The 22801-nt window shown below is 69.2% G+C and carries 21 protein-coding genes; 13 read left to right on the top strand and 8 right to left on the bottom strand.

Annotated features, from left to right (window positions below; genetic code table 11):
* Positions 1–117: 117 nt before the first annotated feature.
* From glnH to CHC02_RS04445, 5 genes are read left to right on the top strand one after another with little or no spacing between them, the layout of a single operon-like run.
* Entirely contained in the window at positions 118–861 is a 744-nt protein-coding gene (gene glnH, locus CHC02_RS04425; RefSeq protein ID WP_089390301.1) for a glutamine ABC transporter substrate-binding protein GlnH, read from the top strand.
* 17 nt (positions 862–878) lie between these two features.
* Positions 879–1535, top strand: a complete 657-nt coding sequence (gene glnP / locus CHC02_RS04430) for a glutamine ABC transporter permease GlnP (protein WP_069866202.1) — start codon at positions 879–881, stop codon at positions 1533–1535.
* Complete coding sequence (gene glnQ / locus CHC02_RS04435; protein WP_089390302.1) at positions 1532–2254, top strand: glutamine ABC transporter ATP-binding protein GlnQ; 723 nt, start codon at positions 1532–1534, stop codon at positions 2252–2254. Before glnP ends, glnQ begins: the two co-directional genes overlap by 4 nt.
* A gap of 10 nt (positions 2255–2264) precedes the next feature.
* Positions 2265–3323: a C45 family autoproteolytic acyltransferase/hydrolase gene (locus CHC02_RS04440; RefSeq protein WP_244160901.1), complete on the top strand. Its 1059-nt coding sequence runs from the start codon at positions 2265–2267 to the stop codon at positions 3321–3323.
* Positions 3320–4222, top strand: coding sequence for a MurR/RpiR family transcriptional regulator (locus CHC02_RS04445; RefSeq protein WP_089390304.1), 903 nt, complete (start codon positions 3320–3322; stop codon positions 4220–4222). Before CHC02_RS04440 ends, CHC02_RS04445 begins: the two co-directional genes overlap by 4 nt.
* Positions 4223–4229: 7 nt before the next feature.
* Here CHC02_RS04445 and glpD read toward each other — a convergent pair whose 3' ends face one another.
* Both glpD and CHC02_RS04455 read right to left on the bottom strand, forming a co-directional pair.
* Positions 4230–5768: a glycerol-3-phosphate dehydrogenase gene (gene glpD, locus CHC02_RS04450; RefSeq protein WP_089390305.1), complete on the bottom strand. Its 1539-nt coding sequence runs from the start codon at positions 5766–5768 to the stop codon at positions 4230–4232.
* A 140-nt stretch (positions 5769–5908) separates the two neighbouring features.
* A complete protein-coding gene (locus CHC02_RS04455; protein WP_089390306.1) occupies positions 5909–6664 on the bottom strand; it encodes a DeoR/GlpR family transcriptional regulator in 756 nt (251 codons plus the stop codon).
* A 413-nt stretch (positions 6665–7077) separates the two neighbouring features.
* Here CHC02_RS04455 and CHC02_RS04460 point away from each other — a divergent pair, with 413 nt between their 5' ends.
* From CHC02_RS04460 to nudC, 5 genes are all read left to right on the top strand, one after another.
* A complete protein-coding gene (locus CHC02_RS04460; RefSeq protein WP_089390307.1) occupies positions 7078–9345 on the top strand; it encodes an Orn/Lys/Arg family decarboxylase in 2268 nt (755 codons plus the stop codon).
* 37 nt (positions 9346–9382) lie between these two features.
* Complete coding sequence (locus CHC02_RS04465) at positions 9383–10735, top strand: amino acid permease (protein WP_089390308.1); 1353 nt, start codon at positions 9383–9385, stop codon at positions 10733–10735.
* A gap of 137 nt (positions 10736–10872) precedes the next feature.
* Positions 10873–11685 carry a crotonase/enoyl-CoA hydratase family protein gene (locus CHC02_RS04470; RefSeq protein ID WP_089390309.1) on the top strand — a complete coding sequence of 271 codons (813 nt, stop codon included), beginning with the start codon at positions 10873–10875 and terminating at the stop codon, positions 11683–11685.
* A gap of 39 nt (positions 11686–11724) precedes the next feature.
* On the top strand, positions 11725–13404 hold the full coding sequence (locus CHC02_RS04475; RefSeq protein ID WP_089390310.1) for a FimL-related protein: 1680 nt from the start codon (positions 11725–11727) through the stop codon (positions 13402–13404).
* Positions 13404–14246 (top strand): NAD(+) diphosphatase, encoded by an 843-nt coding sequence (gene nudC, locus CHC02_RS04480; protein ID WP_089390311.1) that lies wholly within the window; start codon positions 13404–13406, stop codon positions 14244–14246. The genes CHC02_RS04475 and nudC overlap by 1 nt, the downstream gene beginning before the upstream one ends.
* 22 nt (positions 14247–14268) lie before the next feature.
* Here the strand turns inward: nudC and CHC02_RS04485 are convergent, their stop codons facing one another.
* Positions 14269–15048, bottom strand: a complete 780-nt coding sequence (locus tag CHC02_RS04485) for a TSUP family transporter (protein ID WP_089390486.1) — start codon at positions 15046–15048, stop codon at positions 14269–14271.
* 112 nt (positions 15049–15160) lie between these two features.
* Here CHC02_RS04485 and CHC02_RS04490 point away from each other — a divergent pair, with 112 nt between their 5' ends.
* On the top strand, positions 15161–15805 hold the full coding sequence (locus CHC02_RS04490) for a hypothetical protein (protein WP_089390312.1): 645 nt from the start codon (positions 15161–15163) through the stop codon (positions 15803–15805).
* Positions 15806–16387: 582 nt separating this feature from the next.
* On the opposite strand, the gene CHC02_RS04495 is transcribed toward CHC02_RS04490, so the two are convergent.
* From CHC02_RS04495 to CHC02_RS04510, 4 genes are all read right to left on the bottom strand, one after another.
* Positions 16388–17155 (bottom strand): SDR family oxidoreductase, encoded by a 768-nt coding sequence (locus CHC02_RS04495; protein ID WP_089390313.1) that lies wholly within the window; start codon positions 17153–17155, stop codon positions 16388–16390.
* A 25-nt stretch (positions 17156–17180) separates the two neighbouring features.
* Positions 17181–18251, bottom strand: coding sequence for a phosphotransferase family protein (locus tag CHC02_RS04500; RefSeq protein ID WP_089390314.1), 1071 nt, complete (start codon positions 18249–18251; stop codon positions 17181–17183).
* 258 nt (positions 18252–18509) lie between these two features.
* On the bottom strand, positions 18510–18821 hold the full coding sequence (locus tag CHC02_RS04505; protein ID WP_009619228.1) for an SCP2 sterol-binding domain-containing protein: 312 nt from the start codon (positions 18819–18821) through the stop codon (positions 18510–18512).
* A gap of 56 nt (positions 18822–18877) precedes the next feature.
* On the bottom strand, positions 18878–19588 hold the full coding sequence (locus tag CHC02_RS04510; RefSeq protein ID WP_089390315.1) for a histidine phosphatase family protein: 711 nt from the start codon (positions 19586–19588) through the stop codon (positions 18878–18880).
* A gap of 205 nt (positions 19589–19793) precedes the next feature.
* Here CHC02_RS04510 and sohB point away from each other — a divergent pair, with 205 nt between their 5' ends.
* Entirely contained in the window at positions 19794–20816 is a 1023-nt protein-coding gene (gene sohB, locus CHC02_RS04515) for a protease SohB (protein WP_089390316.1), read from the top strand.
* A gap of 55 nt (positions 20817–20871) precedes the next feature.
* The gene (locus tag CHC02_RS04520) at positions 20872–21864 is read left to right on the top strand and encodes a YhdH/YhfP family quinone oxidoreductase (RefSeq protein ID WP_089390317.1); all 993 of its coding nucleotides are present in this window, start codon (positions 20872–20874) and stop codon (positions 21862–21864) included.
* A gap of 22 nt (positions 21865–21886) precedes the next feature.
* On the opposite strand, the gene CHC02_RS04525 is transcribed toward CHC02_RS04520, so the two are convergent.
* Positions 21887–22738 (bottom strand): alpha/beta hydrolase family protein, encoded by an 852-nt coding sequence (locus tag CHC02_RS04525; RefSeq protein ID WP_089390318.1) that lies wholly within the window; start codon positions 22736–22738, stop codon positions 21887–21889.
* Positions 22739–22801 lie beyond the last annotated feature (63 nt).

A 22801-nucleotide genomic window follows, 5' to 3' on the forward strand; every position in this document is an offset into this window, starting at 1 on the left:
GGTTAGCCGCTCAAAACAATAAAGTCCGGGCCCCGGCCCGTTGCGATCGAACTGCCGCTAATGCGCGCCCCGCCGGCCGGCGTGGCGCAACCACCGACCCGCAAGAGGAAGTCCTGCATGAAAAAGCTGCTTCAAGCCTCGTTCGCCGCGCTGTCCCTGTTCGCCGCCGCCAGCTCCATGGCCGCCGGCAAGGAACTGCTGATCGCCACCGACACCGCCTTCGTGCCCTTCGAGTTCAAGCAGGGCGACAAGTACGTGGGCTTCGACATCGACCTGTGGGCGGCCATCGCCAAGGAGATGGGCGTGAGCTACCAGCTCAAGCCGATGGACTTCAACGGCATCATCCCCGCGCTGCAGACGCGCAACGTCGACGCCGCCCTGGCCGGCATCACCATCAAGGAAGACCGCAAGCAGGTCATCGACTTCTCCGACGGCTACTACGACAGCGGCTTCCTGCTGATGGTCAAGGCCGACAACGACAGCATCAAGGGCGAGGCCGACATCGCCGGCAAGAGCCTGGCGGTGAAGAGCGGCACCTCGGCCGCGGACTACGCCAAGGCCAACCTCAAGGCCGCCGACCTGCGCCAGTTCCCCAACATCGACAACGCCTACCTGGAGCTGCGCACCGGCCGCGTCGACGCCGCCATGCACGACACCCCCAACGTCCTCTACTACATCAAGACCGCCGGCGACGGCCAGGTGAAGGCGGTGGGCGAGCAGATGATGGCGCAGCAGTACGGCATCGGCTTCCCCAAGGGCAGCGAGCTGCGCGAGCCGGTCAATGCCGCGCTGAAGAAGCTGCGCGCGGACGGCACCTACGCGCAGATCTACCGCAAGTGGTTCGGCACCGAGCCCAAGTGAGCCGGAGGTAGAGCCCCATGCATTTCCAATGGTCCGCCATCTGGGACGCGTTGCCGGTGCTGCTCGAGGGCGCCCGGCTGACCCTGTGGATTTCCATCCTGGGCCTGGCCGGCGGCGCCGTCATCGGCCTGCTGGCCGGCGTTGCCCGCGCCTACGGCGGCTTCTTCTCCAGCCGCCTGGCGCTGGTGTTCGTCGAGCTGATCCGCGGCACGCCGATCATGGTCCAGGTGATGTTCATCTACTTCGCCCTGCCGCTGATGATCCCGGTGCGCATCGACCCGTTCAGTGCGGCGGTGGTCACCATCATGATCAACTCCGGCGCCTACATCGCCGAGATCACCCGCGGCGCGCTGCTCTCGGTGAACCGCGGGTTCCGCGAGGCCGGGCTGGCCCTGGGGCTGTCCGGGCGCGACACCCTGCGCTACGTGATCGCCCCGCTGGCCTTCCGGCGGATGATCCCGGCGCTGGGCAACCAGTGGATCGTCAGCATCAAGGACACCTCGCTGTTCATCGTCATCGGCGTCGCCGAGCTGACCCGCCAGGGCCAGGAGGTGATCGCCGGCAACTTCCGGGCGATGGAGATCTGGTCGGCGGTGGCGGTGATCTACCTGGTCATCACCCTGGTATTGAGTTACGTGCTGCGGCGCATGGAGTCGAGGCTGAAGATCCTATGATCGAGTTCAAGCGGGTATCCAAGCACTTTGGCCAGACCGAGGTGCTCCACGACATCAACCTGAAGATCGGCAGCGGCGAGGTGGTGGTGATCATCGGCCCCTCCGGTTCCGGCAAGTCGACGCTGCTGCGCTGCATCAACAAGCTGGAGGTGATCACCGGCGGCGAGCTGTTCGTCGACGGCATGGAGGTCAACGACCCCAAGGTGGACGAGCGCCTGATCCGCCAGGAGGCGGGCATGGTGTTCCAGCAGTTCCACCTGTTCCCGCAGATGACCGCGCTGGAGAACGTGGCCTTCGGCCCGATCCGCGTGCGCGGGGCGAAGAAGGCCGAGGCGCAGGCCCTGGCCCGCGAGCTGCTGGCCAAGGTCGGCCTGTCTGACCGCGCCGGGCATTACCCCTCGGAGCTGTCCGGCGGCCAGCAGCAGCGCGTGGCCATCGCCCGCGCCCTGGCGGTGAAGCCCAAGCTGATGCTGTTCGACGAGCCGACCTCGGCGCTGGACCCGGAGCTGCGCCACGAGGTGCTGCAGGTGATGAAGGACCTGGCGGAGGAGGGCATGACCATGGTCATCGTCACCCACGAGATCGACTTCGCGCGCAAGGTCGCCTCGCGGCTGATCTTCATCGACAAGGGCCGCATCGCCGAGGACGGCGAACCCGCCAGCCTGATCGGCAACCCCGCCAGCCCGCGCCTGCGGGAGTTCCTGCAACATGTCGCCTGAAGGTCGCCCCATGAGCCTGAGCCCCCTGAACCTTTCCGGCAGCGCCTACGAAATCGGCCTGGGCCTCGGCCGCTTCGGCCGCGACGCGGTGCACCAGCGCCTGCGCCCGCTGCCGCTGTGGCGTAGCCTGGCGGCGCGGGCCGGTTCGGCCGCGGCGCAGCGCATGCAGGCGCAGGTGCAGGCGCAGTTCCCGCGCGTCTGGGACGAGCTGCGCGGCCTGGCCGACGGCCTGGAGTTGCCGCTGGAGGAAGTCTTCCTGTGGAACTGCCGCGGCGATTTCGTCCAGGACGCCAGCGTCGACGGCTGCACCACGGTGTTCGGCCCCGCCGAGGGCGGCTGGCTGATCGCCCACAACGAGGACGGCCTGCCTGCGCTCGACGGCTGCTGCGGCCTGCTCCACGCGCAGCCCGGGCAGGGCCTGGGCTTCACCAGCTTCGTCTACCCCGGCTCCATCCCCGGCCACACCTTCGCGGTGAACGCGCGCGGGCTGGTCAGCACGGTCAACAACATTCGCCCCAGCGCCATCCCGGCGGGGCTGCCGCGCCAGGTGCTGGCCCGCGCGGTGCTGGACGCCGAGAGCCTGGCCCAGGCCGTGGCCGTGCTGTCCACGGCGGGGCGCGCCGGGGCCTTCCACCATGCGCTGGGGCAGGTGGGGGCGAGCCAGCTGTTCAGCGTCGAAGCCTGTTCCGGCGGCGTGGCGGTGCGCGAGATCCTGCGCCCGGCGGGGCATTCCAACCACCTGCTGGATGCCGCGCTGGACGCCCGGGGCCAGCGCATCACCGGTAGTTCCGGCAGCCGCCAGCGGCGCGTCGATGCTTTGCTGGCCGGGGTGCCCGCGCTACTGGACGAGGCCCGCGCCCTGGCCATCCTGCGCGACACGGCGGATGCCGAGCTACCGGTCTACCGCCGCGCCGCGGACGACCCGGACGACGAGAACACCCTGGCCACGGCCGTGTTCCGCATCGCTGCGAACTCGGTAGAATGGCGCGTCCACTGCCAGCCCGACACCCGAGAGGTCGAGGCCCGGGGCAGTGTCCGCCCCGATCCCGCACCTGGACCCGCACGATGAGCCAAGCGCCCGCCGCACTGCCCGACAACCTGGAAGCCCTCAAGCAACTGCTGGAGGACATCGAGCGCGGCGGGGCGGGCATCTCCCTGGGCGGCAGCTCGCGCCGGGTGCTGGCGGCGCTGATCGAGGCGCCGCAGCGCACCGCGGTGTCGTCCATCAGCGAGCTGGCCGAGCAACTGGGGGTCAACGCCTCGACCCTCTCGCGCCTGGCCCAGCGCCTGGGCTACGGCGGCTTCAGCAAGTTCCAGGACGTGTTCCGCCGCGAGCTGACCGAGGGCAAGAGCTTCTACAGCGACCAGGCCTCGCGCCTGCTGCTGACCCCCGCCGACAGCACCCTGTCGCGCCTGACGCGCCTGGGCCGGCAGGAGAGCGCCAACATCGCCAGCCTGATCGAGCAGGTCGAGCCGGACGTGTTCGCCCGCGTGGTGGAGCTGCTGGCCGGCGCGCGCCGCGTGCGCATCCATGGCATGCGCCAGTTCACCTCGCTGGCGCTGTTCATGTCCTACGGCCTGGGCATGCTGCGCCCCGACGTGGCGGCGCTGGATTCCAACCGCCAGGGCGTGGCCGATGCCCTGGCGCAGCTGGATGCCGGCGACGTGCTGGTGGTGGCCAGCTGCTTCCCCTACACGCCGAGCGTGCTGGCCACCGCCGAAGTGGCGGCGCGCCATGGCATCGAGGTGGTGGCCCTGACCGATTCGTCGAGTTCGCCGCTGGCGCGGGTGGCGCGGCACAGCTTCTACGTGCCCAACCACAGCCTGTTCTACAGCAACAGCATGTGCGCCTTCATGCTGCTGGCCCAGGGGCTGCTCAGCGAAGTGGCCGGGCGCCTGGGCGAGAGCGCGCTGGCCTCGCTCAAGCATCGCGAAGCGCTGATCAGCGAGTTGAATTCGTCGCTCTGAGCCCGCTTCAGGCCACCTGCGTGTTCGCCTTGCGCGGGTGCTCGCGCGCCAGGTAGTCGGCCAGGCGCAGCTGTTCCGCGGCATTGAGGAACAGCCCCAGCTTGCTGCGGCGCCAGAGGATGTCGTCGGCGTTCTCGGCCCATTCCTCGCGGCACAGGTAGTCCACCTCGCGGGCATGCAGCCCGGCGCCCAGGTGTTCGCCCAGGTCGGTTTCGCCCTTCGCCCCGTCCAGCAGGCGCCAGGCGCGCGTGCCGTAGCTGGTGGCCCAGCGCCGCGCCAGCTCGGCCGGCAGCCAGGGGTGCCTGGCCAGCAGCTCGACGGCCAGGTCCTCGGGGCTGGTCATGTGCTCGCCGCCCGGCAGCGGGGCGCCGGCGGTCCAGGCCGGGCCCAGGCGCGGGAAGGTCGGCGCCAGCTGGGCCAGGGCCGCCTCGGCGAGCTTGCGGTAGGTGGTCAGCTTGCCGCCGAACACCGACAGCAGCGGCGCTTCGCCCGGGGCGCCCTGCAGCGCCAGGGTGTAGTCGCGGGTGACGGCGGACGGCTCGTCGGACTCGTCGTCGCACAGCGGGCGCACCCCGGAGAAGCTCCAGAGGATGTCCTCGCGGCGCACCTGCTGCCTGAAGTGGGCGTTGACCACCGCCAGCAGGTAGCCGGTTTCCTCGTCGCTGATCCGTACCTTCGCCGGGTCGCCCAGCCATTCGCGGTCGGTGGTGCCGATCAGGGTGAAGCGCCCCAGGTAGGGGATGACGAAGACGATGCGGCGGTCCTCGTTCTGCAGGATGTAGGCCTGCTCTCCTTCGTACAGCCGCGGCACCACCAGGTGGCTGCCCTGGATCAGGCGGATGCCGTAGGGCGGTTGCTGGCGCAGGTCGTCACGGATGAACTGCGCCACCCAGGGACCGGCGGCGTTGACCAGGGCGCGGGCGCGGATGGAGTAGAGGCTGCCGTCGTCGCGTTCCAGGTGCAGGTGCCACAGGCCCTTGCTGCGCCGCGCGCTGACGCAGCGGGTGCGCGGGTGCACGTGGGCGCCGCGCTCGCGGGCGGCCATGGCGTTGAGCACCACCAGGCGGGCGTCGTCGACGGCGCAGTCGGAGTACTCGAAGCCACGGCGGATGCCGGGTTGCAACGGGCTGTCGGCGCCGAACGACAGGCTGCGCGAGGCCGGCAGCTTCTCGCGCCGGCCCAGGTGGTCGTAGAGGAACAGCCCGGCGCGGATCAGCCAGGCCGGGCGCAGGTGCGGCCGGTGCGGCAGTACGAAGCGCAGCGGGTGGACGATGTGCGGGGCCTTGGCCAGCAGCACTTCGCGCTCGGCCAGGGCCTCGCGCACCAGGCGGAATTCGTGGTGCTCCAGGTAGCGCAGGCCGCCGTGGACCAGCTTGCTGCTGGCCGAGGAGGTGTGGCTGGCCAGGTCGTGCTGTTCGCAAAGGAAGGTGAGCAGGCCGCGCCCGGCGGCATCCGCGGCGATTCCCACGCCATTGATGCCGCCGCCGACGACCGCCAGGTCGTAGACCTCAGCCAGGGGAGCGGAGCGCTTGTGGGAATGGCTCATGGGGCGTCCTCTTGACTGGAAATGAACATCAATATGTTCGAATTCGAAAACATGATAGGCGGGCGAACGAAAAATGACCAGCCTGAAGGCGGCCATTCGGCTGATTCATAGGCGTTTTTCGAATTCGAACGTGACGGCCGTCAGGCCAGTTCCAACTGCACCTTGTGCTGGGCCAGCAGGCGCGCCACGGCGGGCGGCGGAGCGGCGTCGGTGAACAGGCTGTCGACCAGGCCGATCGGCCCCAGGCGCACCAGGGCGTTGCGCCCGAACTTGCTGGAGTCGGCGGCGAGGAACACCTGCCGGGCGTTGTCGATGATGGCGCGGGAGACGCGCACTTCCTGGTAGTCGAAGTCCAGCAGGCTGCCGTCTTCGTCGATGCCGCTGATGCCCACCAGGGCGAAGTCGACGCGGAACTGCTCGATGAAGTCCACCGCGGCCTGGCCGACCACGCCGCCGTCGCTGCGCACCGTGCCGCCGGCCACCAGCACCTCGAAGTCGGCCTTGGCGCTGAGGGTGGCGGCGACGTGCAGGTTGTTGGTGATGATCTTCAGGTTGCGGTGGCCGAGCAGGGCGCGGGCGATGGCCTCGGTGGTGGTGCCGATGTTGATGAACAGCGAGGCGTTGTCGGGTATCTGCGCCGCCACCGCCTCGGCGATGCGCTGCTTCTCGTCGCGCATCTGGTCGGCGCGGGTGTTGTAGGCGGTGTTCTCGATGCTCGAGTCCCAGGCCGCGCCGCCGTGGTAGCGGCGCAGCAGGCTGCGCTCGGCGAGCTGGTTGATGTCGCGGCGGATGGTCTGCGGGGTGACGGCGAACTGCCGGGCCAGCTCCTCGATGCTCAGGTAGCCGCGCTCGCGGACCAGGTCGAGGATGCTTTGCTGGCGGGGGGGCAGGTTCATCTGCGCTCTCGTGCGGCCGGGGCGAAGGCACAAGCATGCCGCAGCGGGGCGCTTCGTGCCACCGGGGCGTCCGCTCAGGAAAGGCCGGACAGCGGCGCTGAGCGCAGAATCGCGGACAGAGTCCTACCCCACCACCGCTGCCCCACCTGTAGGAGCGCGCCCTGCGCGCGATTCGCGGGCAGGGCCCGCTCCTACGGTTCCAGGGACGCACGGGTGGAGGAGCGGACTCCGTCCGCGATCGGACCCATCGGCCGCTCAGGACTGCGCCCACGCACCAACGACCCCCACGCTTTCCGCCTTTCTCCCGTGCGACCTTTTCTTACAGCCTGAAGCCGGCCATATTCCCCTGCGGAATGTAAGCCCATACGCTGCAGGGGAACGACGGAAGCCTCCGTCAGCATTCGGGGCTCACAATGTACAAAGACCTGAAATTCCCCATCCTCATCGTCCACCGCGACATCAAGGCCGACACCGTCGCCGGCGACCGCGTCCGCGGCATCGCCCGCGAGCTGGAGCTGGACGGCTTCAGCATCCTGTCCACCGCCAGTTCCACCGAAGGGCGCATCGTCGCCTCGACCCACCATGGCCTGGCCTGCATCCTGGTCGCCGCCGAGGGCGCGGGGGAGAACCAGCGCCTGCTGCAGGACGTGGTCGAGCTGATCCGCGTGGCGCGGGTGCGCGCGCCGCAGTTGCCGATCTTCGCCCTCGGCGAGCAGATGACCATCGAGAACGCGCCGGCCGAGTCCATGGCCGACCTGCACCAGCTGCGCGGCATCCTCTACCTGTTCGAGGACACCGTGCCCTTCCTCGCCCGCCAGGTCTCGCGGGCCGCGCGCAAGTACCTGGAGGGCCTGCTGCCGCCGTTCTTCCGCGCGCTGGTGGAGCACACCGCGCAATCCAACTATTCCTGGCACACGCCCGGCCACGGCGGCGGCGTGGCCTACCGCAAGAGCCCGGTGGGGCAGGCCTTCCACCAGTTCTTCGGGGAGAACACGCTGCGTTCGGACCTGTCCGTCTCGGTGCCCGAGCTGGGTTCGCTGCTCGACCACACCGGCCCGCTGGCCGAGGCCGAGGCCCGCGCGGCGCGCAACTTCGGCGCCGACCACACCTTCTTCGTGATCAACGGCACCTCCACGGCGAACAAGATCGTCTGGCACTCCATGGTCAGCCGCGACGACCTGGTGCTGGTGGACCGCAACTGCCACAAGTCGGTGCTGCACTCGATCATCATGACCGGTGCCATCCCGCTGTACCTGTGCCCGGCGCGCAACGAGCTGGGCATCATCGGGCCCATCCCGCTGGCCGAGTTCAGCCGCGAATCGATCGCCGCGAAGATCGCCGCCAACCCCCTGGCCCGCGGCCGCGAGCCGAAGGTGCGGCTGGCGGTGGTGACCAACTCCACCTACGACGGCCTGTGCTACAACGCCGAGCTGATCAAGCAGGCCCTGGACGGCAGCGTCGAGGTGCTGCACTTCGACGAGGCCTGGTACGCCTACGCCGCCTTCCACGAGTTCTACGACCGCCGCTACGGCATGGCCACCAGCCGCGGCGAGGACGGCCCGCTGGTATTCACCACCCATTCCACCCACAAGATGCTGGCGGCCTTCAGCCAGGCCTCGATGATCCACGTGCAGGACGGCGGCAGGCGGCGCCTGGACCGCGCGCGCTTCAACGAAGCCTTCATGATGCACATCTCCACCTCGCCGCAGTACGGCATCATCGCCTCGCTGGACGTGGCCTCGGCGATGATGGAAGGCCCGGCCGGGCACTCGCTGGTGCAGGAGACCTTCGACGAGGCGCTGAGCTTCCGCCGCGCCCTGGCCAACGTGCGGCAGAACCTGGCGGCCGGCGACTGGTGGTTCTGCGTCTGGCAGCCGCCGGGGGTGGAGGGCACCGACGAGGTGCGCACCCGCGACTGGCTGCTGGAGCCCGACGCCGAGTGGCACGGCTTCGGCGAGGTGGAAGACGACTACGTGCTGCTCGACCCGATCAAGGTCACCCTGGCCACCCCGGGCCTGAACGCCGCCGGGCGCCTGGAGGAGCACGGCATCCCCGCGGCGGTGGTCGGCCGCTTCCTCTGGGAGCGCGGCCTGGTGGTGGAGAAGACCGGCCTGTACTCCTTCCTGGTGCTGTTCTCCATGGGCGTGACCAAGGGCAAGTGGAGCACCCTGGTCACCGAGCTGCTGGAGTTCAAGCGCAGCTACGACGGCAACGCGCCCCTGGCCGAGGCTCTGCCCAGCGTGCTCCAGGCCGCCCCGGCGCGCTACGCCGGCATGGGCCTGCGCGACCTTTGCGAGCAGTTGCACGCCTGCTACCGCGAGCACGCCACGGCCAAGGCCATGCGCCGCATGTACACCACCCTGCCGGAGCTGGTGCTGCGCCCGGCCGACGCCTACACCCAACTGGTGCGCGGCGAGGTCGAGGCAGTGCCCATCGAGCGGCTCGAAGGGCGCATCGCCGCGGTCATGCTGGTGCCGTACCCGCCGGGCATCCCGCTGATCATGCCGGGCGAGCGCTTCACCGAGGCGACCCGCTCGATCCTCGACTACCTGGCCTTCGCCCGCACCTTCGAGCACGACTTCCCCGGCTTCGATTCCGATGTGCACGGCCTGCAGGTGCAGGACGTGGACGGCCGGCGCTGCTATACCGTTGAGTGCATCGTGGAAAATGCCGACAGCTGATTCCGTCGTCCAGGGCGGCGGGACCTAAGGAGCGAGGATGAGTGGGGGAGAGGCTGCCAAGAAGGGCAGCATGGGGTTCTGGAGCTGTACCGCGCTGGTGATCGGCAACATGGTCGGCTCGGGCGTCTTCCTGCTGCCCTCCAGCCTCGCCGCCTACGGCGGCCTGAGCCTGTTCGGCTGGCTGGTCTCCAGCACCGGCGCGGTGCTGCTGGCCTTCACCTTCGCCCGCCTGGCGCGCCTCAACCCCGGCGCCGGCGGGCCCTACGCCTACACCCGCGAGGGCTTCGGCAGCTTCGCCGGCTACCTGTGCGCCTGGACCTACTGGAAGGCCGCGTGGATCGGCAACGCCGCCATCGCCGTGACCCTGGTGGGCTACCTGCGGGTGTTCATCCCGGCGCTGGCCGACCCGCTGCTGATGGTGGCCACCGCCATCGGCGCCATCTGGCTGTGCACCTTCATCAACCTGCGCGGCATCGCCACCTTCGCCGTGGTGCAGAACCTGCTCACCGCGCTCAAGCTGATCCCGCTGCTGCTGGTCGGGGTGCTCGGCTGGCTGCACTTCAATCCCGACTACCTGGCCATCCCGCCCCGCGAGCAGCTGCCGAACATGGGCTACGCCCAGGCCATCGCCACCACCGCGGCGCTGACCCTCTGGTCGTTCATCGGCCTGGAGTCGGCCACGGTGCCGGCCGACGACGTGCGCGACCCCAAGCGCACCATCCCGCGCGCCACGCTGTTCGGCACCCTGGCCGCGGCCGGCGTGTACGTGTTGTCGATCACTTCGGTGCAGGGCCTGATGCCGCCGGAGGTGCTGGCCAAGTCGACCTCGCCCTTCGCCGACGCCGCGCGCATCCTGCTCGGCGACTGGGGCTACTACCTGGTGGCCGGCGGCGCGGTGATCGCCTGCCTCGGTGCGCTCAACGGCTGGGTGCTGCTGCAGGGGCAGATCCCGGTGGCGCCGGCGCGCGACGGGCTGTTCCCCGAGTCCCTCGGCAAGCTCAACAAGCACGGCGCCCCGGCCAACGGCCTGTGGGCCTCGGGGCTGCTGGTGACGGTGCTGGTGCTGATCGACGGCCAGGGCAACCTGGTGGACGTGTTCAACGTCATCATCCTGCTCGGCACCATGACCGGCGTGGTGCCCTACGCCTTCTGCACCGCGGCCCTGCTGCAACTGCTGGCGGTGCGCACCGAGGAATTCTCGCCGCGCTCGCGGCCGCAGCTGATCGCCGTCGGCTCGCTGGGCTTCCTCTATTCGCTGTGGGCGCTCTACGGCACCGGCGAGCAGGCCATCTTCTGGGGCTTCCTGGTGTTCATGGCGGGCATCCCGATGTACACCTGGCGGCAGTGGCGCAACCGCCAGCAGGGCCTGCCGGTGGCGGAAATCGACTAGCGCCCGCGGGCAGCGGGAGCGTGCCCTGCATCACATAGGCCGGCATCGACTTTTGCCCTTGCCTTGTTATAGTGGCACGTCATCACTACAAGACCTGCCGCGTACAGCAGAGCAGGGCATTCCCGAGGGTTTCCCCCGTGACCGAGTACAAAGCATTCCGCGTCGAACTGGCCGACAAGATCGCCCATGTGATCATCAATCGCCCGGAAAAGGTCAACGCGATGAACGCCGATTTCTGGCGCGAGATCGTCGAAATCTTCCGCTGGGCCGACGAAACGGATGAAGTCCGCGTAGTGGTCGTGTCCGGCGCCGGCAAGCACTTCTCCGCCGGCATCGACCTGATGCTGCTGGCCCAGGCCGGCAGCCAGCTGGGCAAGGACGTCGGCCGCAACGCCCGCGCCCTGCGCCGCAAGATCCTCGAGCTGCAGGCCTCGTTCAACGCCATCGACGCCTGCAGCAAGCCGGTGATCGCCGCCGTGCAGGGCTACTGCCTGGGCGGCGCCATCGACCTGATCTCGGCCTGCGACATGCGCTACTGCAGCGCGGACGCGCAGTTCTCCATCAAGGAAATCGACATGGGCATGGCCGCCGACGTCGGCACCCTGCAGCGCCTGCCGCGGCTGATCGGCGACGGCATCATGCGCGAGCTGGCCTACACCGGGCGCATGGTCGATGCCGCCGAGGCCGAGCGCATCGGCCTGGTCAACCGCAGCTACGCCGATGGCGCGGCGCTGCTGGACGGCGTGTTCGAACTGGCGCGGCAGATCGCCGGCAAGTCGCCGATCGCCATCCGCGGCACCAAGGAGATGATCCGCTACGCCCGCGATCACCGCGTCGAGGACGGCCTGGAGTACATCGCCACCTGGAACGCCGCCATGCTGCAATCGGCCGACCTGCAGAAGGCCATGGCCGCGCACATGAGCAAGCAGCAGCCGGAGTTCGCCGACTGATGCCCCGTACCCACCTCGCGCAGGAGGCGCGCTAGCCCGATGGTCACTGGAGCCACCTCCCTCAGTCTGGTGCGCGACGAGCTCTTCGCCACCATGGAGCAGGCCGAGCAGAACCTCGAGCAGTTCATCGCCGAGCGCCAGAACGGCAGCCTGCTGCAACATGCGGTCGAATGCCTGGCGCAGATCCGCGGCACCCTCAACCTGATCGAACTGGCCGGCGCCGAGCTGCTGGCCCAGGAAGCCCTGCAGCTGGCCACCGACATCCCCACCGGCGTCGGCGAGGAGCGCGACGGCCAGCTGGCCGCGCTGGGCAATGCCCTGTACGTGCTGCGCCGCTACCTGGAGAACCTGGAGGCCAACCGCCAGGAGATTCCCGAGCTGCTGCTGCCGGCGATCAACGACGTGCGCCTGGCCGCCGGCCAGCCGGTGCTGCCGGAGAGCTTCTTCTTCAGCGCGCGCCTGGACCTGCCGCGCCCGGCGGCGCCCCGCGCGGTGCCGGCGGTGGCCGACCGCGCCCAGGAGGTCCGCCGCCTGCGGCACATGTACCAGGTGGGCCTGCTCGCGCTGGTGCGCGAACAGGACCACTACGCCGGCCTAAAGCTGATGGGCCGCGCCCTGGCGCGCCTGGACGCGCTGCTCGGCTACGGCCCGCGCAGCCGCCTGTGCTGGATTGGCGCCGGCGCCCTGGAAGCCCTGGCGGATGCGCAGATGCTGCCGCGCAAGGCGCGCAAGCAGCTGTTCTCGCGCCTGGACCGCGAGCTCAAGCAACTGCTGGCCAACCCCAGCTACGAGGTGCCGCGCCAGCTGCTCAAGGAGCTGCTCTACCTCACCGCCCTGGCCGATACCCGCGGCCCGCGCGCCAGCGAGCTGCGCGAGGTGTTCGGCCTGGCGCCGCTGCCGTTCACCGACCACCTGCTGGAAGACGAGTCGCAACGCCTGTCCGGCCCCGGCCAGGCGGTGATGCGCTCGCTGTCGGCGGCCATCCGCGAGGAACTCACCACGGTCAAGGACCAGCTCGACCTGATCGAGCGCGGCGTGTCCCCGGCCGACGCCCTGGGCACCCTGCACACCCAGCTGGGCAAGCTGGCCAAGACCCTCGGCATGGTCGGCCTGAACTCCGCTGCCAACGTGCTGCAGGGGCAGGTCTCGGTGGTCTCCGCCTGGGTGGCCAGGGGGGCGGTGGAGTCGCCGGCGGCGCTGAACGCCCTGGCCGACGCGCTGCTCTACGTGGAAAGCCTGGTCGGCAGCCTGGAGCGTGGCGAGCGCATGGCCGCTCCCGCCATCACCGACCTGGAGCCGACCGCCGAATCCTTCGCCGTGCACCAGCTGGCCGAGGCGCGCATCGTGGTCATCGACGAAGCCCAGGGCGGCCTGGCCCTGGCCAAGCGGGCGATCACCGCCTACCTGGAATCCAACGGCGACAAGCTGCACCTGGCCAACGTCCCCGGCAGCCTGCAGGCGGTGCGCGGCGGGCTCTGGTTCCTCGGCCAGGAACGCGCCGCCCGGCTGGTCGGGGCTTGCGCCGACTACATCCAGCGGCAGATGATCGAAACCACGCAGATGCCGTCCGAGCAGATGCTGGAAACCCTGGCCGATGCCCTGACCGGCCTCGAATACTACCTGGAGGGAGGCGCCGTGCTGCGTCCCGAAGGCCAGCCCGACGTGCTGGACGTGGCCAGCGAGAGCGTGCGCGCCCTCGGCCTGGAGGTGGCTGCCTGATGCGTACCGGACGTTGGGAGTCCGCCTGGCTCGACCCGGCGGAGAAGGGGGGCTGGGCCCTGGCCCACTGTCGCCAGCAGTTCCTCGGCGATGCCAATGGCGTGCTCTTCCCCCGCGACTGGCTCAAGCGCCAGGACCTGCCGGTGCTCTCCGAGCAGGGCGTCGGCCACTTCGACGGCGACGCCGTGTACCTGCTGGAGCTGGACGCGCCGGCCAGCGTCGAGGGCTGCAGCTGGATCGGCCTGCGCCACGTCATGCTCGAGGCCGAGGAAGACCAGTTCGCCATGCTCGGCTTCGCCAGCCAGGTCGGCACCTGGGCCCGCGAGAACCGTTTCTGCGGCGGCTGCGGCCAGCCGATGCGCGCCGTGCCGCGCGAGCGCGCCATGCGCTGCGACGCCTGCGACATCCAGCGCTACCCCCTGCTGTCGCCGAGCATGATAGTGCTGGTCACCCGCGGCGACGAACTGCTGCTGGCGCGCTCGCCGCGCTTCGTGCCGGGCATGTACAGCACCCTGGCCGGCTTCGTCGAGCCGGGCGAGTCGGTGGAGCACTGCGTGGCCCGCGAGGTGAAGGAAGAAGTGGGGCTGCAGGTCGGCGACATCCGCTACCTGGGCAGCCAGAACTGGCCCTTCCCGCATTCGCTGATGCTCGGTTTCCACGCCGAATACGTCAGCGGCGAGATCGTCTGCCAGCCGGACGAGATCGAGGACGCCCAGTGGTTCCCCTACGACTCGCTGCCGCGCCTGCCGGCCGGGCGCTCCATCGCCCGCTACCTGATCGAGACCTGGCTGGCGCGCCGCGCCGGGCGGCCCGATCCCATCCTGCCGGGCGGCGGCTACTGACGCCCGGCGCCTTCCCCGCGCTTCAGACTGCGCTGAACCAGTGCTGCCAGACCAGGCGCGCGGTCAGCGCCAGTACCACCAGGATGAACACCGGGCGGATGAATTTCGCACCGCCGCCGATGGCGGTGCGCGCGCCCAGGTAGGCGCCGACCATCAGCGCGCTGCCCATGCACAGCCCGAGCAGCCAGACCACCTGGCCGGAAGCGACGAACACCGCCAGCGCCACTATGTTGCTGACGAAGTTCATGGTGCGCGCCACGCCGCTGGCGCGCACCAGGTCCAGGGGGTACATCAGCAGGCTGCTGACGGTCCAGAAGGCGCCGGTGCCGGGGCCGGCCACGCCGTCGTAGAAGCCCAGGCCCAGGCCTTGCGGCCACTGGCGCTTGCGGCCCACCGGGGCGTCGGCGTCCAGCGGCGCCCTGGGCGTGCCGCCGAAGAGCATGTACAGCCCGCAGGAGAACACCACCACCGGCAGCATGCGGTTCAGCCATTCCGCCGGCAGCAGGTGCGCGGCCCAGGCGCCGACGGCCGCGCCTATGGCGGTGGCCAGCAGGCCGTTGCGCCACTTCGCCGGGTGGAACAGCTTGCGCTTGTAGAAGGTGTAGCTGGCGGTGGCCGAGCCGAAGGTGGAGCTCAGCTTGTTGGTGCCCAGGGCCAGGTGCGGCGGCACGCCGGCGGTAAGCAGGGCGGGGATGGTCAGCAGGCCGCCGCCGCCGGCGATGGCGTCGATGAAGCCGGCGAGGAAGGCCACGACGGCGAGGATCAGCAGGGTGAGCGGGTCTACGGTGAGCTCGAAGGGGATGGCGAAGGGCATGAAAAGTACGACCTGGGTTCAAGGCTGCGACGCCACGGCTGGCCGTCGCGTCGAGGGGTGCGCATAATGCCGGCAATTCTACGCGCAAGGAACTGATTCAATGCAGTACGACGGCCTGGCCTGGACGTTCGCGCTGATCGCCCTGCTGGCGCTGCTGGTCGCCGCACGCATCCTCTTCGACCGCCACTGGTTCCTCGGCTGGCTGCGCGGCTGCGCCGGCCTGGCCTTCGTCGCCGCGGCGCTGGCGCTGGGCCTGGCGGCCTGGGACCTGCGCAGCTACGACGCGCTGCCCGCCGAGCGGCCGCTGGCGACCCTGAGCTTCCAGCGCCTGGCGCCGCAACGCTACGAGGTGAAAATCCTCGAAGGCGACCGCGAACGCCGCGTCGAGCTGGGCGGCGACCTCTGGCAGCTGGACGTGCGCATCATGCAGTGGCGCGGCCTGGCCGCGCTGATCGGGCTCGACCCCGGCTACCGCCTGCAGGGCCTGGGCGGCCGCTACCTGGCCATCGAGCAGCAGGGCCAGGCGCGCCAGCAATCCCTGGCCGAGAGCCCCTACGGCTTCGACCTGTGGCGCTGGCTGCGCGACGGCCAGCACGACCTGCTGACCTTCCGCCCGCTGGCGGCGCGGGTGAACTTCCTGCCCATGGCGGACCAGGCGGTCTACAGCGTCAGCCTCGGCCCCGCGGGCCTGGCGGCGGAGCCGGTCAACGCCGCGGCGCAGCAGGCGCTGCGGGAGTGGCGATAGGCGGGCCGCGCCGGGATGCCTTTCGTAGGATGGGTTGAGCTTGCGAAACCCATGCGGTGGCGGTGATGGGTATCGCTTCGCTCAACGCCATCCTACGGGATGTTGTGTTTGCCGAACGGTGTAGGAGCGCGCCCTGCGCGCGAATCGCGGGCAGGGCCCGCTCCTACAGGTCGTTGGATGGCACGGCATTCCTCCGTAGGAGACCTTGTCCGCGATGGCCGGAGGTTCCGGCGCGATTCGCGGATGAGATCCGCTCCTACGCCGCCCCACCCGCGCCATTCTCATTGTAGGATCGCGCCCTGCGCGCGAATCGCGGGCAGGGCCCGCTCCTACAGGTCGTTGGATGGCACGGCATTCCTCCGTAGGAGACTTTGTCCGCGATGGCCGGAGGTTCCGGCGCGATTCGCGGATGAGATCCGCTCCTACGCCGCCCCACCCGCGCCATTCTCATTGTAGGAGCGCGCCCTGCGCGCGAAATCGCGGGCAGGGCCCGCTCCTACAGGTTGCGGGGAGGCGTGCATCGATGGATCACCCAACGAAAAAGGGAGCCCGAAGGCTCCCTTGTTCATTGCGCTTTCGCGATCAGGCGAGGAACCCGCCGTCCACGTTCAGCGCCACGCCGGTGGTGTAGCTGGAAGCGTTGCTGGCCAGGTACAGCACCGCACCGGCCATTTCGCTGGGCTCGGCCACGCGCTTGAGCGGGATGCGCTGCAGGGCGACGTTGCGGATGGCGTCGTTCTTCACCAGGGCCGAGGCGAACTTGGTGTCGGTCAGGCCCGGCAGCAGGGCGTTGCAGCGGATGCCGAACTGCGCGCACTCCTTGGCGAAGACCTTGGTCATGCTGATCACCGCGGCCTTGGTCACCGAGTAGATGCCCTGGAACTCGCCGGGGGACACGCCGTTGATCGAGGCGACGTTGATGATGCTGCCGCCGCCGTTCGCCTTCATCAGCTTGCCGCCTTCGATGGACATGAAGTAGTAGCCGCGGATGTTCACGTCCACGGTCTTCTGGAAGGCGGAGAGGTCGGTGTCCAGCACGTTGCAGAACTGCGGGTTGGTGGCGGCGTTGTTGACCAGGATGTCCAGGCGGCCGAACTGCTCGCGGATCTGCGCGAAGACGCTCTGGATCTGCTCCATCTCGCCGATGTGGCAGGCGATGGCGGTGGCCTTGCCGCCTTCGGCGATGATGGCGTCGGCCACTGCCTGGCAGCCCTCGATCTTGCGGCTGGAGACGATCACGTGGGCGCCCTGCTGGGCCAGCAGCCTGGCGATGGCCTCGCCGATGCCGCGGCTGGCGCCGGAGACGAAGGCGATCTTGCCGTCGAGGTCGAACAGGTGGGTCTTGGACATGGGGTTCCCCTTGTTGTGATCGGCGTTACAGCCGGGACTTGTCGATGACCTGCAGGCTCATCTGCTCCAGCAGCTTGTTCATGTGGATGAACTGGGCGAAGCGTTTGTCCTGGGTCTGGCCGTGGAAGTAGCGGTAGTAGATCTGCTGCACGATGCCGGCCAGGCGGAACAGGCCGTAGGTGTAGTAGAAGTCGAGGTTGCCGATGGGCGGCAGGCCGGCGCGCTCGGCGTAGTAGTCGGCGAACTGCTGGCGGGTGAGCATGCCGGGCAGGTGGCTCGGCTGGCGGCGCATGAGTTGCACCGGGGCCGGGTCGTCGGCTTCGATCCAGTAGGCGAGGGTGTTGCCCAGGTCCATCAGCGGGTCGCCGATGGTGGTCAGCTCCCAGTCCAGCACGCCGATGATGCGCATCGGGTCTTTCGGGTCGAGGATGACGTTGTCGAAGCGGTAGTCGTTGTGCACGATGCCCGGCTTGGGGTGGTCGGCCGGCATCTTCTCGCGCAGCCAGGCCTTGACCGCTTCCCAGCTCGGCGCGTCGGGGGTCAGGGCCTTCTCGTAGCGGTCGCTCCAGCCTTCGATCTGGCGCTGCACGTAGCCCTCGGGCTTGCCCAGGTCGCCCAGGCCGCAGGCCTGGTAGTCGACGTTGTGCAGTTCCACGAAGCGGTCGATGAAGTTCTTGCACAGGGTGTTGGCCTGCTGCTCGTCGAGGGTCAGCTCCGGCGGCAGGTCGGCGCGCAGGATGATGCCGTTGACGCGCTCCATGACGTAGAACTCGGCGCCGATCACCGATTCGTCGGTGCAGTGCACGTAGGCCTTCGGGCAGTACGGGAAGCCGGCGTTGAGCTGGTTGAGGATGCGGTACTCGCGGCCCATGTCGTGGGCCGACTTGGCCTTGCGGCCGAACGGCGGGCGGCGCAGCACCAGCTCGTGGCTGGGGTACTCCAGCAGGTAGGTCAGGTTGGAGGCGCCGCCAGGGAACTGGCTGATCTTCGGCTCGCCCTGCAGGCCGGGGATGTGGGCCTTCAGGTAGGGATCGATGGCCGCGGCGTCGAGCTCTTCGCCTTGGCGGATGCGGGTGGACTGGTCAGTCAGCGACATGCTTATCCCTTTCTTGTAGTCGGTAGCTGCCGGGGCAGCGGCGCCCGGGGCCCATCATGCAGGGCAATAATGGTGTCCCGAGATAATTGGCTAATCTAATGCTCGCGTCCTACCCCCACAAGCGCCGCGGGGCGTTATTGGCGAGCGTGTTGGAGCCCGATCAGGCTGCCTGATCCGCCTGGTTAGAGCGGCGCGGACGAAAAAAAACCGGAGCCGCGGGACTCCGGTTTTCTCGTGCTGGCGGGTAGTGCTCCGGGATCAGACCGGGAACAGCTCGCCCAGCTTCATGGCCAGCATCATGTCGCCTTCGGCGCGCAGCTTGCCGGCCATGAAGGCCTGCATGCCGTCGGTTTCGCCGCTGGTGATGCCCTTGAGGGTCTCGCTGTCCATGATCAGGGTGACGTTGGGGTTCGGCGCATCGCCCTGCACGACTTCGCAGGTACCGTCCTTGACCACCAGGTAGTGGTTGTCGCCGTCCTCGATGTTGAACTGGAAGACCAGGTCCAGGCCGGCGGCGGCGCCAGCGTTGAATTTGCTCTTCATGGTGGAGACGATGTCAGCAACGCTCATGGTTCTATCCCTTTTCTAGGTTTTCTCGCGCGCCCGTCGGGCGCAATGGGCCGGGCTCATCGATAGGTGATGAGTTCCGGCGCCCTCAACAGTTCCAGGTGCACGTGACTGTTGAAGGAAGCCAGGGACACTTCGTCGCCGCGGAACTTCAGGCGGCTGAGGGAAGTGTTGACGATCTGCCAGTTCAGCTCGAAGGCCTTGATCGGCGGTATGCCGACGATCTGCTGGAGCACGGCGGTGATGGTCCCGCCGGAGGTGAACACGGCGATGTTGTCCTTGCCGCTGGCCTGGCGCAGCAGGCGCTGCAGGCCGTCGTGCACGGTGTCGAGGAATTCCTGCCAGCTGACCAGGCCTTCCTTGGGGTGCTCGCCGCCGACCCAGCGGGCGATCACGTAGGAGAACAGGCGCTGGAACTCGGCGCGGTGCTGCGCCGCGTTGCGCATGATGTGCAGGGCCTGGGGCTCGTGCTGGAGCAGGTCGTCGAGGTGGGCGCGGATCACCGCGTCGGCCTCGAACTCGTTGAAGGCGGCGTCGATCTCCAGCGCCGGCACGTCCAGCCCGGCTTCGCGCATGCGCCCCAGGGCCTCGTCGGCGGTGTGGCGCTGGCGCTGCAGGTCGCCGGCCAGGCAGCGATCCAGGCGCAGGCCCAGGCCCGCCAGGTGCTCGCCCAGGACCTGGGCCTGGCGCACGCCGGTCGCCGAGAGCACGTCGTAGTCGTCGGCGCCGAACGAAGCCTGGCCATGTCGAATCAGATAGATGCTGCCCACGCACGGACCTCGGCAGGGGGAAAGTTCCGGCGAGGTTATGGGGAAGGCCCTGGGCTGTCAACGAAAAAACATACGCTTGTTTGAATGGCATTCCCGGCGCTGATGAAGGCGTTCGCCAGCGCTGGCTGCGGCCCGGCGGGCTGGGTATGCTTGCGGGATTCCCCGGCCCGGTCGGCGGGCGGGGCACAGGTGAATAGGGGGAAGTGTGGAGTTTCTTCTGGATTACGCGGGTTTCCTGGCCAGGACCTTGACCGTGCTGGTGGCGGTGCTGGTCGTGCTGGTGGTGGTCGCCGCCCTGCGCGGCCGCGGGCGGCGCAGCTCGGGCCATCTGGAAGTGCGCAAACTCAACGACTTCTACAAGGACCTGCGCGAGCGCCTGCAGGGCAGCGTGCTCGACAAGGACAAGCTCAAGGCCCTGCGCAAGTCCGAGCACAAGGCCGCCAAGCAGGCGAAGAAGGCCGGCGGCCAGAAGAGCCGCGTCTACGTGCTGGACTTCGACGGCGACATCAAGGCCTCGGCCACCGAGCACCTGCGCAACGAGATCACCGCGCTGCTCAGCCTGGCCACGCCCAAGGACGAGGTGGTGCTGCGCCTGGAGAGCGGCGGCGGCATGGTCCACAGCTACGGCCTGGCCGCCTCGCAGCTGGCGCGCATCCGCCAGGCCGGCGTGCCGCTGACCGTGTGCGTCGACAAGATCGCCGCCAGCGGCGGCTACATGATGGCCTGCATCGGCGAGCGCATCCTCTCCGCGCCCTTCGCCATCCTCGGTTCCATCGGCGTGGTGGCGCAGCTGCCCAACGTGCACCGCCTGCTGAAGCGGCACGACATCGACTTCGAGGTGCTCACCGCCGGCGAGTACAAGCGCACCCTGACGGTGTTCGGCGAGAACACCGAGAAGGGCCGCGAGAAATTCCAGGAGGACCTGGAGTCCACCCACGAGCTGTTCAAGGGCTTCGTCGCCCACTACCGGCCCAAGCTGGCCATCGAGGAGATCGCCACCGGCGAGGTCTGGCTGGGCCAGGCGGCGCTGGGGCGCAAGCTGGTGGACGAGCTGAAGACCAGCGACGAGTACCTGGCCGAACGCGCCCGCGAGGCGGACGTCTACCACTTGCAGTACGTGCAGAAGAAGAGCGTCCAGGAGCGCCTGGGCGTGGGCGCCAGCACGGTGATCGACCGCGTGCTGCTGAGCTGGTGGGAGCGCCTGGGGCGCAGCCGTTACTGGCAATGATTCCGGCGCGGGCGCAGGGGCGTCCGCGCGGCAGGCTTTGCAGAAGGAGAGCGTGATGAGTGCATTCAAGGCCCTCTGGGTCACCGAGTCCCCGCATGGCATCCACGAGCAGCAGGTGGTCGAGCGCGACACCAGCCAACTGCCGGCCGGCGAGGTGCTGATCCGGGTGCGGTATTCGTCGCTGAACTACAAGGATGCGTTGTCGGCCAGCGGCAACCGTGGCGTGACCCGCAAGTACCCGCACACCCCCGGCATCGATGCCGCCGGGGTGGTGGAGGAGTCCTCGGTGGGCGAGTTCGTCGTCGGCGACGAGGTGATAGTCACTGGCTACGACCTGGGGATGAACACCCCGGGCGGTTTCGGCCAGTACATCCGCGTGCCGGCCGCCTGGGTGATCAAGCGCCCGCAGGGCCTGAGCCTGCGCGAGGCGATGATCCTCGGCACCGCCGGCCTCACCGCGGCGCTGTGCGTCGACAAGCTGGAGCAGGCCGGGGTGACCCCGGCGGCCGGCCCGGTGCTGGTCACCGGCGCCAGCGGCGGCGTCGGCAGCATCGCGGTGATGCTGCTGGCCCAGCTGGGCTACAGCGTGGCGGCCTCCACCGGCAAGCTGGAGCAGGCCGAGTTCCTCAACGGCCTGGGCGCGCGGCAGATCATCGACCGCGCCACCGTCGCCGACGGCGTCGACAAGCCGCTGCTCAAGGAGCAGTGGGCCGGCGCCGTGGACACCGTCGGCGGCGACATCCTGTTCAACGTGGTCAAGTCGCTGCAGTACGGCGGCAGCGTGGCCTGCTGCGGGCTGACCGCCGGCGCCGGGTTCAAGGCGACGGTGCTGCCGTTCATCCTGCGCGGGGTGAACCTGCTGGGCGTGGACTCGGTGGAACTGCCGCTGGTGGTCAAGGCCTCGATGTGGGACAAGCTCTCGCTGCAGTGGAAGCTGCCGCGCCTGGAGGAACTGGTCCGCGAGATCCGCCTCGACGACCTGCCCACCGCCATCCACCAGATCCTCGCCGGCAAGCTGGTCGGCCGCCTGCTGGTGAACCTCGACTGATACCCGTGCCGGGGCCGGGCGCTCAGCCCAGCTCCGGCAGCAGGTAGTCCTCCCACAGCGTGTCGGCGAACTGCTCGCGGAAGAAGCCGAAGTGGCCGATGCGCTTCACCCCCAGTTGCTCCGGGGCGATGCGCCGGCTCACCATGGGCGCGCTGCGGTAGAAACCCAGCAGCGCCTCGGTGCTGCGCAGGGACATCATCTCGTCGTCGGTGAAGGACAGCGAAACGATGGGCGTGTGCACCGCCGAATAGCGGATGCGCATCTGCTCCCCCTCGCCCAGGGCGTACTGCGGGTGCAGGCACCAGCGCCGCCACTGCTCGATCACCCCGCGTGGCAGGTCGCCGACGATGCCCAGGCGGCGCCCGGGGAAGTAGCCCAGCAGCGGCGTGACGGTGGGCGCGATGAAGTGCCAGAGCAGCCAGGCGCGGCCGCGCAGGCCGGCCGTGTTGTCGCGCCAGTAGCCGCTGCCGCTGGCGATGCTGAAGGCCCGGGTGATGCGCGCGCGGCCATCGACGAAGGGCAGGATCTGCCCGCCCAGGCTGTGGCCGATCCAGTACAGCGGCTTTTCCCCCGCGGCCTCGGCCACCGCCGCGAGCACGGCGCTGCAGTCGTGGCGGCCCCAGTCGACGACGTTGGCCTTCACCTGCCGCAGCGGGCCGTTGCGCGACTGGCCCATGCCCTGGTAGTCGAAGGTGACGACCAGGTAGCCGCGCTCGGCCAGCCAGTTGGCAAAGGCGCCGTAGAACCGCTGCTCGACGCCCATGGCCGGGACGATCAGCGCGGCGCCGAGCATCTCGCCCGGCGGCCGGTACCAGTGGCTGGCCAGGCGCTGGCCCTGGCCGTTGTCGATCTCGCGAGGCTGCGGGGTGATCATGGCTGCTTGCTCCTGGGGCTGGCCGGCTGCGTGGATTCGGATTGAAGAATGGCTGCGTGTCAG

This window comes from Pseudomonas delhiensis (genome assembly GCF_900187975.1).
Taxonomy (GTDB): domain Bacteria; phylum Pseudomonadota; class Gammaproteobacteria; order Pseudomonadales; family Pseudomonadaceae; genus Pseudomonas; species Pseudomonas delhiensis.